The organism is Cupriavidus sp. 8B, from assembly GCF_054589115.1.
Genome location: NZ_BAAILO010000182.1, coordinates 33,082 through 45,594, shown reverse-complemented (window position 1 = coordinate 45,594; position 12,513 = coordinate 33,082). Strand labels below are relative to the sequence as shown.

The following is a 12,513-nucleotide window of genomic DNA, read 5'->3' as shown; positions in this document are numbered from 1 at the left end:
CGTCGCGCAGGCGTCGGCCGCATCCGGTTGATGAAGGCAAGACAGGCTGCGCTGCAAGTGCGTCGCCACAGGAGACATCATGAAAAGGCGACTCATAGGCTCACTGTATGTTCAGGTGCTCATTGCCGTGGCGGCGGGCATCCTGCTGGGTATCTTCATGCCCCATATCGGCAGCGAGCTCAAACCACTTGGCGATATCTTCATTCGCCTCATCAAGATGGTGTTTGCACCCATCATCTTTGCGACCGTTGTGCTCGGCATCGCCAAGATGGAAAGCATGAAGGATCTCGGCAGGGTGGGCTGGCGTGCGCTGCTGTACTTCGAAGTGCTGTCGACGTTCGCGTTGCTGCTCGGCGTGATCGTCGTCAATGTGGTTCAGCCTGGGCATGGCATGAACGTCGACCCGGCGACGCTCGACACAAAGAGCATTGCCGCCTATACGGCACAGGTCAAGCACGAAGGCATCATGGACTTCCTGCTCAGCCTCGTGCCGATGAGCATCGTCGATGCGCTCGCCAAGAACGACATCCTGCAGATCCTCGTGTTCTCGGTATTCATGGGCGTGGCGCTGGCACACCTGGGCGAACGCGGCAAGCCGTTCGTCGCCGCGCTGGACTCGTTCGCCAACGCCATGTTCGCGGTCGTCGGCATGATCATGCGCTTCGCGCCGATCGCCGCGTTCGGCGCGATGTCCTTCACGGTAGGCAAATACGGATTTGGCTCCATCGCGTCGCTGGGCAAGCTGGTTGCCACCATGTACGGGACCTGCGCGCTGTTCGTGCTGATCGTCCTGGGTGCAATCTGCCGCGCCTGCGGGTTCAGCTTGCTGAAGTTCCTGAAGTACATCAAGGACGAAATCCTGACCGTGCTGGGTACGAGCTCGTCGGAATCCGTTATCCCGCAGTTGATGCGCAAGCTGGAAAACGTTGGCGTGTCGAAGCCCGTCGTTGGGCTGGTGGTGCCGGCGGGGCTTACCTTCAACCCCGATGGCCAGTGCATCTACTACACCATGGCCGCAATCTTTATCGCGCAAGCCACCAACACGCCTTTGACCCTCGCCGACCAGTTCGTCGTGCTCGGCGTGCTGCTGCTGACGTCGAAGGGGTCTGCGGGCATCACCGGCTCGGGCTTCATCACCCTGGCAGCAACGCTCGCGTCGCTGGGGAAGATTCCGGTGGCCGGCATGGTGCTCTTGCTTGGCGTGGACCGTTTCATGTCGGAGGCGCGCGCCATTACCAACACCATCGGCAACGCGGTTGCGACCATGGCGATCGCCAAGTGGGTCGGCGCACTCGATGAGGACCGTGTCCAACGCGTGCTCAATGGCGAAGTCGACCCCGAAGACCTGGAGGAACTCTATGAGGGTGTCGCTCAGGAACCGATCCCGCTGGTGCCGTTGCAGCCCAACTATGCAGCCGACGCCCGCAAGAGCGCTTGAAGCCGGAACGGAAACAGGTAACGCATCGTGAAACACGCCATCATTGAAAACCCCAAGGCATTCCTGGAGTCGCTCTTCCGGACTGCCGTATCCGCAGCGGACCCGCAGGACTGCCTGACGTGCGCATTACCCGAGCCGCCGGTCGGTCGCACCGTCGTCGTCGGGGCCGGCAAGGCAGCCGCCAGCATGGCGCGGGCGCTGGAACGCGCATGGCCAGGCCCATTGGCCGGCCTGGTCGTGACGCGGTACGGCCACGCCGCGCCGACCTCGCGCATCGAAGTGGTCGAAGCCGCGCATCCGGTGCCCGACGCGGCTGGCCAGCGCGCCGCGGTTCGCATGCTGGACATGATCTCGGGACTGTCCGAAGACGATCTGGCCATCTGCCTGATTTCCGGCGGGGGCTCCTCACTGCTTAGCCTTCCGCTTGCCGGCATCAGCCTGGACGAGAAGCGCGCCGTCAACCAGGCGCTCCTGGCCAGCGGCGCGACCATCTCGGAGATGAACTGCGTGCGGCGGCATCTATCCAGCATTAAAGGTGGAAGGCTTGCCGCGGCGTGCCATCCGGCACGCGTGGTTACGCTGTTGATTTCAGACGTACCCGGCGACGATCCGGTCAATATCGCTTCCGGGCCAACGGTATGCGACACGACGACGTGCCAGGACGCGCTGGATATCGTCCGGCGCTACGGGATCCTCCTCCCGGCCAGCGCAGAGCGTCTCCTGGGGTCCGGCGGCGGAGAGTCCATCAAGCCTGGCGATGAACGGCTCGCGCACAGCGAGGTGCACATGATCGCGACGCCAGCAATCTCCCTTGCCGCCGCGGCGCAGGCAGCGGCGGCCGCGGGCATCCAGCCCTATGTACTGGGGGACCGCATCGAAGGCGAGGCTGCCGACGTGGGCAAGGTGATGGCCGGCATCGCCTTTCAGGCCGCGCAGGGGACCGCGCCATTCCAACTGCCGTGCGTGCTCCTGTCAGGGGGCGAGACCACCGTCACGGTGAAGGGCAATGGCCGCGGCGGGCGCAATGTGGAATTCCTGCTCTCTCTGGCCATTGCGCTGGACGGCCACCCCGGTGTCTTCGCACTGGCAGCCGATACGGATGGCGTGGATGGCATAGAAGAGATCGCGGGGGCATACGCCGATCCCACGACGCTTTCGCGAGCCTGGCAGGCAGAGATGGCGCCGCACGCCTTTCTCTCCGACAACGACGGCCACACTTTCTTCGAGGCGCTTGGCGACGCCATCGTCACGGGCCCCACTCTTACCAACGTCAACGATTTTCGCGCCATGCTGATTACCAGCCCGGCCGGAAAAGGATGCTAGATCATGCGCCGCACTCGAAATGCCAAGATTGTCGCCACCGTCGGACCGGCCAGCAGCGATGCGGCAAGCCTTCGCCGCCTGTTCATGGCCGGCGCCGACGTTTTCCGGCTGAACTTCAGCCACGGCACGCATGCCGACCACAAGGCACGCCTCAACCTCATCAGGGATCTGGAGACGGAGCTGGGACGGCCAATCGGCATCTTGCTGGACCTGCAAGGGCCAAAGCTGCGCGTGGGCCAGTTTGGGAACGGTCCCGTTACGCTCGTGCAAGGCCAGACGTTCCGGCTTGACATGGACAAGGACCGTCCGGGCGACGCGAGCCGGGTTGCGCTGCCCCATCCCGAGATCTTCGCGGCGCTGAAAGCGGAGACCGACCTGTTGCTCGATGATGGGAAGCTTCGCCTCCGGGTAAAGGCCTTCGGGCCGGACCATGCCGAGACCGAAGTGATCGACGGTGGGGTGCTGTCCGACCGCAAGGGCGTCAACGTGCCAGGCGTCGTGCTGCCGCTGTCGGCCTTGACCGCGAAGGACCGCGAAGACCTGGACTATGGCTTGTCGCTCGGGGTCGACTGGATCGCCTTGTCCTTTGTCCAGCGCGCGGAGGATATTCGCGAGATCAAGCAGATTGTCGGAAACCGGGCCAGCATCGTCGCCAAGCTGGAGAAGCCGGCGGCCATCGCGGAGTTGCATGCCATCGTCGCCGAAACCGACGCGGTGATGGTCGCCCGCGGCGATCTTGGGGTCGAAATGCCCGCCGAGCAGGTGCCATCCATTCAGAAGCGCATCGTGCAGGCTTGCCGCAAGGCGGGCAAGCCCGTCATTGTCGCCACGCAGATGCTGGAATCCATGGTGAGCTCGCCCGTACCGACGCGCGCCGAAGCTTCCGACGTGGCCACGGCCATCTACGATGGCGCCGACGCCGTCATGCTCTCCGCGGAATCCGCTTCCGGCAAATACCCCGTCGAAGCCGTGCAGATGATGAACAGCATCATTGTGCAGACGGAGGCGGACCCGTACTACAGGGAGGTCATGGAGGCATCGCAGACCCCGCCGGAGCCGGACATCGCCAACGCCATCGGCAGCGCAATGCGCCGCGTAGCCGGGCTTCTCCACGTAGCCACCACCGTGGCTTACACAAGCTCAGGCTATTCCGCCATGCGCATGTCTCGCGAGCGTCCCGAGGCTCCCATCATCGGCATGACCCCCAATCTACATGCTGCGCGCGCCATGGCACTCGTCTGGGGCGTGCATGCGGTCGTCATCCATGAGGTGGAAAGCGTGACCGAAATGACGACCTACGCTTGCGACACAGCCGAGAGCGAGGGCTTTGCCACTTCGGGGCAGGTCATCGTGATCTCTGCGGGCATGCCCTTTGGCACGCCTGGCACGACCAACCTGCTTCGCATCGCAACGCTCGGCCAGCCAGCCGCCTGAAAACCCTCGGCACCGACGACATCACTATTTGAGGCATGCATCATGACCGTCATCCGATCTATTCGAGGCTTCGAGGTGTTGGACTCCCGTGGCAATCCTACCGTGGCCGCAGAGGTGACACTGGCCGATGGCGCCTGCGGATATGCGGCCGCACCCTCGGGCGCCTCCACCGGCAGCCGGGAAGCGCTGGAACTCCGGGACAATGACCCAGCTCGCTACGGCGGAAAAGGTGTCCGGCAGGCCGTCAAACACGTCAGCGAAGACCTGAGCGCAACGCTGGTCGGTTGCGACGCGGCGGACCAGGCGGCCGTGGATGGTTTGCTCCTGCAAGCGGACGGTACGGAGGCGAAATCCCACATGGGCGCGAATGCGCTCTTAGCGGTGTCGCTCGCCACCGCCAGGGCAGCGGCTGCATCCCAGCGGGTGCCCTTGTACAGACGCTTCTCGACGACCGACCGCTTCGTGCTCCCAGTACCGATGATGAATGTGATCAACGGAGGCGCCCACGCGGACAACAACGTCGACATACAAGAGTTCATGATCTTGCCGGTAGGCGCCACGTCATTTGCCGAGGCGATCCGATGGGGCGCAGAGGTATTTCACTCGCTCAAGAGCGTGCTGCGAAAACGCGGCCTCTCAACCGCCGTGGGTGACGAAGGCGGGTTCGCTCCTGATCTCCCCTCCAATGAGGCTGCGCTAGAAGCGATCATCAGCGCAATCGAGATCGCCGGCTATCGGGTTGGCCCCGACATCGCACTTGGGCTGGACGTCGCCAGTTCGGAACTCTACGAAAACTGGGTGTATAGCCTGGCCTCCGAAGGCAAGCGCTTCGACGCCAGCGGCTTCTGCGACTATCTCGCCACACTGGCGAAAAGCTACCCCATCGTCATGATCGAGGATGGCATGGCAGAAGACGACTGGGCAGGATGGAAGCTGCTGACGCAGACGCTTGGAGAACGCATTCAGCTTGTGGGCGACGACCTGTTCGTCACCAATACCGCCATCCTAGAGAGAGGCATCAAGGAAGGGATCGCCAACTCCATCCTGATCAAGCCGAATCAGATCGGGACCCTCACCGAGACCTTGGCAGCTATCTCGATGGCTGCTGCGGCAGGATACACAGCGGTGGTATCCCATCGTTCCGGCGAGACGGAAGACACAACGATTGCCGATATCGCGGTAGGGACTTCGGCCACCCAAATCAAGACTGGCTCACTCTGCCGCTCGGATCGTGTGGCGAAGTACAACCGGATACTGCTGATCGAAACCGAGTTGGGCGAGCGGGCCACGTATGCGGGATCGACGGCGTTTGCGCAGCGTGTTCGATGTGCCATGAACCCCTGAGAATGTCTGAACGTCCGCAAAGGCCAAAACGGCCATTTGCATCACGTCAACGCGTCCATCGTTGAACAGGGACTCTCCGGCGATAGCGGTCTCAACGTTCCCTGGCACCTTCGCCCTACGCAAAGCCCCCAGGACCGCGACCGCGTCGGTGGGTGCGACAAGAGCTCCAAAGACTAGACAGTAGACTAACGTTAGTTGGACGCCAGCCGTTTGGAGCGCCCAATATGTTGCAACGCCGATCAGGAACGCGGAGGCCGCCGTTGCCACGACGGCCAGGAAGCCAATCTGCCATGCGTATTGCCGTAGCCTGCGCCCATCTACATGAAATGCACCCGCGAAAGCAGGAACGACAGCATGCCCTGCAGCAGTAGCTGACTGAAGTCGAGCGCCGACAGCCACCGGGATACGGGATCGCGCAAGTCCGCAATCTGCAGACCGTCGCACACCATGAACACCAGGGAGCATGCGAGCGCGATCGCCGCGACGCCGATGGTCATTGGCAGGCGCGTAATCCGTTCATTGAGATAGGCGAATCCCGCCGCCGCAACGACGAGCAGGGCGATGGCGTCAATCATGACGCAAGTTGCCTTTCCGCCTCGCACCCGGCATCCTCTCACTCCACAGAAGGTCTTGCAGCCCCAAGACCAAGGGTCAGAAGATCGCGAATGTCATTGCCTGCCTAAATCACTTCGTGTGCAGGGTCTTGTGCGTCAACCATAGCAATCCCGCTCAACTCAGGCCAACGAGCCTATACCCCACACCCAGTTCGGTCATGAAGTGATGAGGATTAGCCGGGTCTACCTCCAGCTTTTGCCGCAGATTGCCCATGTAAATCCGCAAATAGTGAGCATGCTCCGAGCTATTCGGCCCCCATACCTCGAGCAGCAGGTGGCGATGCGTCAGCACGCGGCCATGCCCCCTGATCAAGGCTACCAGCAGGCGATATTCGGTTGGCGTCAATCGCACCAGATTACCTTGGCGCCTCACTTGCCGGCCCGCCAGATCCACGGCCACATCGCCAAAGTTCACCATCCCGGCGTGTTCACTGCCGGTGATCACGGTACTGCGCCGTAACTGCGCCCGGACTCGAGCCAGCAGCTCCGGCACGCCAAATGGCTTCATGAGGTAGTCGTCGGCGCCGGCATCCAGTGCTGCCACCTTATCCTCTTCGTGGTCACGGGCCGACAGCACGATTACGGGGGCCAGCGTCCATGCGCGGAGTTCCGAGATGAGTTCGCGGCCATCGCGGTCAGGCAGCCCGAGATCGACAACGAACAGCTCGGGCTGTCGACTGGCGGCCTCGACCAGCGCACGTGCCACGGTCTGCGCTTCGAACACGCTGTAGCCCTCGGCGGTCAGTGAAGCGCAGACAAAACGCCGGATGTGGGCATCGTCTTCAACGACCAGAATGCGGGCAGCGGTTTTCATGATGCGTGTGCCGTATGAAGTGGCGAACTATCGAACGCGTTTAAGATTCTGTCTCGTTAATGGCCAGGGATGCGCTGAATGGCAGCGTGAAGACGAAGCGGGCTCCGCCCTCCCTGCGGTTCTCAGCGTGCATGCGGCCACCGTGGGCTTCGACGATCGCGCGGCAAATGGTAAGGCCAAGGCCGACGCCGGGCTGGGCAGATTCGCTCTCGCCTCGCTCGAACTTGGCAAACAGCGTTTCCTCGCGCCCGGCTGGCAAGCCGGGACCATTGTCGTCCACGATCACATGGAGCATGCCATCACCGACGGTGGCGGACACCACTATTTCGCTACCCGGCGGAGTGTACTTGGCGGCGTTCTCCAAAATATTCACAAACACGCGTTCGATCAGCACCGGATCGAATTCGCACAGCGGCAAATCGGCCGGCAGGCGGGAGCTTACCTTGTGCCTGGCCAGCACCGATTCGAGTTGGCGCCGGGCCGAGCCTAGCACTTCCTCCAGCGACTGCCAGTCGCGCTTGAGCTTGACTGCGCCCGCTTGCAAGCGCGCCATATCCAGAAGTTTGCCGACCAGTTCAGCGATTCCCCGAGCCTTCTGACCTACCGCGGCGATTAGCTCCTTGCGGGTTTCCGGCGGCAACTCATCCTGGCTCAGTGTATCGGCCAGGCCGACCAGTGCGGTCAGCGGCGTACGCAAGTCGTGGGACACGGCGGCCAGCAAACTGTTGCGCAGCCGCTCGCCTTCCATATGGACCAGCGCGTCCTGCGCGACTTCGACAAAATGCACTCGCTCCAGTGCCAGTGCAATCTGCGAGGCGCAAGTGTCGAGCAGGCGCATGTCTTCCGGTGTATCGAACAGCGCCACGTCGGCCGGCTGGATTGCCAGCACGCCCCTGGTTCGGATCGGTGCCTTCAGCGGCAGGTATCGGGCAGTTGCTGACGGCAGCGTGTTGGTGCCCTGGCCAGCCGCTTGCTGGTGGTCGTAAACCCACTGCGCCACACTGTTGTCAGTCAGCACCAACGCGGCCGCATCGGACGTCTCGTGAGGTTCGCGTATGCGCTCATGGCTGTCAGGCAGCAGCACGGCAGATCTGGCATGGAAGATGGTGCCAATCCGGTCGACTGCGACGTCGACAATCTGCTCGGTGATCAATGCCGCCGAAAGCTGCTGCGCCAGGCCGGCGAGCTCAGCGGCCCGCCGTTCGCGCACGCGCGCAATCTTGGCCTCGAAGCGCAATTGAGCGGCCAGTTGGCCAATCACTAGCGCCACCAGAAGCATCAGCGCAAAGGTAAAAAATACTGGGTGTCATTGACCGTGAAGGTGAACCTGGGCGGAACGAAGAAGAAATCAAGACCCAGCACCGACAACATCGCTGCCAGCGCACCCGGTCCACGTCCGTAGCGGATGGCGACCCCGACTACCGCGAGCAGGAATACCATCACCACATTGGCCAGCTCAAACACGGAAAGCAGGCCCGCAGCGGCCGCAGTGGTGGCCACGACAATGGCGGTTGCCGCACCGTAGGCGCGCCAATCCAGTTGGCCGAGCTGGACGCGCCGCTCGTCGGCTGGCGGCGCCGTCTCGTCGACGCCAACCAGAAGAAGGTCCAACTCCGCCGCCCGTTCCGCCAGCCGGTCAGCTAGCCCGGGTAATAGCTTGCGTCGCCACCCGGGTATTAGCCGATGGCCAATCACCAATTTTCCGGCATTGCGGCTCTTGGCATAGGCTGCCAGCGTGGCCGCGGCATCACTGCCGGCCAGCGTGGCGGTCTCGGCACCCATTTCCTCGGCCAGCTTGAGCACGCTCAGCACGCGTGCGCGGGTAGCGGGCGGCAGTCGTTGCAGTGCGGGCGTCTCGACGTAGACGGCGATCCAGTCGGCTTGCAGCTTGGCAGCCAGCCTGGCGGTAACGCGGACGAGCTTTTCGCCGCTCTGGCCTGGACCGATGCAGACCACCAGGCGCTCCTTCGCTTGCCAGACGCTGCTGATGGCCCGGTCGGCCCGGTAGGCCTGCATCTGCGCATCGACCCGATCGGCGGTCCGGCGCAGCGCCAGCTCCCGCAGCGCAATCAGGTTGCCCTTGCGGAAAAAATTCCTGGTGGCCCGCTCCGCTGCGTCGACCAGATATACCTTGCCGGCAGCAAGCCGGATCAGGAGTTCGTCGGGAGGCAGATCAACTAGCGTCACCTCGTCGGCGGCGTCGAATACGCGATCGGGTACCGTCTCGCGCACGCGGATGCCGGTGATCGATCCGACGACATCGTTGAGGCTTTCAATGTGCTGCACATTGAGCGTGGTGTAGACGTCGACACCCGCCGCCAGGAGTTCGTCCGCGTCCTGCCAGCGCTTCTGGTGACGGCTTCCCACGACGTTGGAGTGCGCCAGTTCGTCCACCACGATCAGCGCCGGCTTCAGCGCCAGCGCGGCGTCGAGATCGAACTCGGCCAGTATCCGGTCCCGGTAGGCGATCTTGCGCGACGGCAGCACGGGCATGCTGTCGAGCAGGATAGCGGTCTCGGCCCTGCCATGCGTTTCCACCGCACCGATGACCAGGTTCACGCCTTCGGCCTGCTTCTGCCGGCAGGCCTGCAACATGGCGTAGGTCTTGCCGACACCGGCGCAGGCGCCGAAGAATATCTTCAGCTTGCCGCGCGCGGCAGCTAGTTCGTCCTCCCTGATTGCTTCCAGCAGACGATCTGGATCGGGGCGATCGGCGTCCATGGTCCACCTCTTCGGTCCGGAAACGGCAACCCCATAAGGCGTAGGGCCGAATTCCACAGACCTTGCGGAAGCGGATCAGGCCTTGTCGAGTGCCAGGTTCAATTTGAGCACGTTCACAGTGCTATCGCCAAAGATGCCCCAACTGGGGCGCTCCACGTACTGGTCCACCAACTGCCTGACCCTGGCAGGCGGCAAGCCGCGGGCCTTGGCGATCCGTTCGACCTGATAGTAGGCTGCCGCCGGCGAGATATGCGGGTCCAGGCCGGAAGCGGACGTTGTCACCAGATCGATCGGCACCGGGCCTGTCTGGTCCGGGTGCGCGGCACGGACTGCCTCGACGCGTGCCTTGACCGCATCCACCAGCGCCGGGTTGGTTGGGCCGAGGTTTGAGCCGGCAGAAGACGTAGCGTTGTTCGGCATCGGCGAGGTCGCGGAAGGCCGGCTCCAGAAGTAGCGCATGCCACTGAACGATTGGCCGATCAGTTCGCTGCCGGCTACCTCGTTGCCGCGTTGGATCAGGCTGCCCGCCGCCTGATGCGAGAACAGCAGCTTCGCCACGCCGGTGACCACGGCCGGATAAAGCAGGCCTGTCACCGCGCTCAACAGCAAGAACAGCGTCACGGCCGGCCGTATCAGGGATTTCATGATCCAGACTCCTTGCCGAATCCTCTGCCACTTGGTTGGGCGAGGTCTCCCGGCGCCTACGCGACGCCGATGAGTCCAAGCACGACATCGATCAGCTTGATGCCGACGAACGGTACGATCAAGCCGCCTACGCCGTATATCAACAGGTTCCGGCGCAATAGCGCATCGGCGCCTAGCGCTCGATATTTCACACCCTTCAAGGCCAGGGGGATCAGGGCAATGATGACGACAGCATTGAAGATCACCGCCGACAAAATGGCCGAGGCCGGGCTATAGAGATGCATCACGTCCAGCACCTTCAGTGGCGGATAAGTGACCGCGAAGGCGGCCGGGATGATGGCGAAGTACTTGGCGACATCATTGGCCACCGAGAAGGTCGTTAGCGCACCGCGCGTCATCAGCATTTGCTTGCCTGTCTCGACGATCTCGATCAGCTTGGTGGGGTTGCTGTCGAGATCGACCATATTGCCGGCCTCCTTGGCTGCTTGCGTACCGCTGTTCATCGCTACCGCCACATCAGCCTGGGCCAACGCCGGGGCGTCATTGGTGCCGTCGCCGGTCATCGCCACCAGCCTGCCATCGGCCTGGTGGTCACGGATCAGTTTGAGCTTGTCTTCCGGCCGGGCTTCAGCAAGGAAGTCGTCGACGCCCGCTTCGGCGGCGATGGCGGCCGCAGTCAGACGATTGTCTCCGGTGATCATGATCGTCTTGATGCCCATGACGCGCAGTTCGGCAAAGCGCTCCTTGATGCCACCCTTGACGATATCTTTCAGTTCGACCACGCCCATTACGCGCGGGCCATCGGCCACCACCAGGGGTGTGCTGCCGCGGCGGCCGATCTGGTCGACCTGGTCGGCTACGCCCGCCGGGTAGTGACCTCCCATGGCCTCCACATGGGATCGCACCGCGTCGGCAGACCCCTTGCGGATATGACGCTCGCCGATATTGACCCCGGACATGCGGGTCTGCGCGGTAAAGGGAAGGAAGTGGGCGTCATGCAGTTCGCGACCGCGCAGGCCGAACTCTTCCTTGGCGAGCACGATGATCGATCGACCTTCCGGCGTTTCGTCCGATAGTGAGGCCAACTGCGCTACATCGGCCAGTTCCCGGTCCGACACACCCGGTGCTGGCACGAAGGTGCTGGCCTGGCGGTTGCCGAGCGTGATGGTGCCGGTCTTGTCCAGCAGCAGGACATCGACGTCGCCGGCGGCCTCCACTGCGCGCCCTGATGTGGCTATCACATTGGCCTGCAGCATACGGCTCATGCCGGCTACGCCAATGGCGGAAAGCAGGCCGCCGATGGTAGTGGGAATCAAGCAGACCAGCAGCGCCACCAGTACGGTAATGCTGACCGGGCTACCGCTGCCTGCAGCGTTCACGCCAAATAGCGAGAACGGTAACAGCGTCACGGTCGCCATCAGGAAGACAAGCGTCAGAGCCACCAGGAGAATGGTCAGGGCGATCTCGTTTGGCGTCTTCTTGCGCTTGGCGCCTTCCACCATGGCGATCATCCGGTCGAGGAAAGCCTCCCCGGGATTGGCGGTCACGCGAGCGATGAGCCAGTCGCTCAGCACGCGAGTGCCCCCGGTGATGGCGGAAAAGTCGCCACCAGACTCACGAATGACTGGAGCCGATTCGCCGGTAATGGCCGATTCATCCACCGAGGCGACGCCCTCCAGCACTTCGGCATCCGCCGGTACGATGTCGCCGGCCTCGACCAACACAATGTCGCCGCGGCGCAGGCTGAGGGAGTCCGTCACCGTAACCTGTGCATCGCGCCTGGCATGCTCAAGCTGCTTGCTCATCACGTTCCTGCGGCTGCCGCGCAAAGCCGCTGCCTGGGCTTTGCCTCGGCCTTCGGCCAGCGCTTCGGCGAAGTTGGCAAACAACACCGTGAACCACAACCAGGCGGAGACGGCAAAGATGAAGCCGGCGGGCGCCTCGCCGCGACCGTAGACGGCCTGGATGCCGAGCAAGGTGGTCAGCACGCTGCCCACCCAAACGACGAACATCACCGGATTACGGAGCTGCGCGCGCGGCGACAGCTTGCGGAAGGAATCCGCGACCGCGGGCCTGACCAGCACCGGATCAAATAGAGGCAGCGAGCGCAAAGCGCGGTCGCCGGTAATGTGGCCACCCTGCAAAGGCGGATCGGGCCGCGTCGTGTCGTTCATGGCCGA

General features: G+C 63.2%; 8 protein-coding genes and 2 pseudogenes. 4 read left to right on the top strand and 6 right to left on the bottom strand.

Going from position 1 to position 12,513, the window contains the following annotated elements:
- The first annotated feature begins 79 nt into the window (after nt 1-79).
- The 4 genes from ACYP5B_RS18550 to eno are packed head-to-tail and all read left to right on the top strand — an operon-like array spanning nt 80 to nt 5,539.
- Nucleotides 80-1,438, top strand: a complete 1,359-nt coding sequence (locus ACYP5B_RS18550; protein ID WP_459570671.1) for a dicarboxylate/amino acid:cation symporter — start codon at nt 80-82, stop codon at nt 1,436-1,438.
- Between the two features lie 27 nt (nt 1,439-1,465).
- Nucleotides 1,466-2,761, top strand: a complete 1,296-nt coding sequence (locus tag ACYP5B_RS18545; RefSeq protein ID WP_459570670.1) for a glycerate kinase type-2 family protein — start codon at nt 1,466-1,468, stop codon at nt 2,759-2,761.
- A gap of 3 nt (nt 2,762-2,764) precedes the next feature.
- Nucleotides 2,765-4,195 carry a pyruvate kinase gene (gene pyk, locus ACYP5B_RS18540; protein WP_459570669.1) on the top strand — a complete coding sequence of 477 codons (1,431 nt, stop codon included), beginning with the start codon at nt 2,765-2,767 and terminating at the stop codon, nt 4,193-4,195.
- Between the two features lie 42 nt (nt 4,196-4,237).
- The gene (gene eno / locus ACYP5B_RS18535) at nt 4,238-5,539 is read left to right on the top strand and encodes a phosphopyruvate hydratase (RefSeq protein WP_459570668.1); all 1,302 of its coding nucleotides are present in this window, start codon (nt 4,238-4,240) and stop codon (nt 5,537-5,539) included.
- A 66-nt stretch (nt 5,540-5,605) separates the two neighbouring features.
- Here the strand turns inward: eno and ACYP5B_RS18530 are convergent.
- The 6 genes and pseudogenes from ACYP5B_RS18530 to kdpB form a co-directional block, all read right to left on the bottom strand.
- Nucleotides 5,606-5,938, bottom strand: a pseudogene (locus ACYP5B_RS18530) (cation:proton antiporter domain-containing protein); the annotation flags it as partial.
- Nucleotides 5,857-6,114, bottom strand: coding sequence for a hypothetical protein (locus tag ACYP5B_RS18525; protein ID WP_459570667.1), 258 nt, complete (start codon nt 6,112-6,114; stop codon nt 5,857-5,859). The gene ACYP5B_RS18525 and the pseudogene ACYP5B_RS18530, both read right to left, overlap by 82 nt.
- 154 nt (nt 6,115-6,268) lie before the next feature.
- Complete coding sequence (locus ACYP5B_RS18520) at nt 6,269-6,970, bottom strand: response regulator (RefSeq protein WP_459570686.1); 702 nt, start codon at nt 6,968-6,970, stop codon at nt 6,269-6,271.
- 37 nt (nt 6,971-7,007) lie between these two features.
- Nucleotides 7,008-9,688, bottom strand: a pseudogene (locus ACYP5B_RS18515) (DUF4118 domain-containing protein).
- A gap of 75 nt (nt 9,689-9,763) precedes the next feature.
- Entirely contained in the window at nt 9,764-10,333 is a 570-nt protein-coding gene (gene kdpC / locus ACYP5B_RS18510) for a potassium-transporting ATPase subunit KdpC (RefSeq protein ID WP_459570666.1), read from the bottom strand.
- Between the two features lie 56 nt (nt 10,334-10,389).
- Complete coding sequence (gene kdpB / locus ACYP5B_RS18505; protein WP_459570665.1) at nt 10,390-12,507, bottom strand: potassium-transporting ATPase subunit KdpB; 2,118 nt, start codon at nt 12,505-12,507, stop codon at nt 10,390-10,392.
- Between the last annotated feature and the right edge of the window lie 6 nt (nt 12,508-12,513).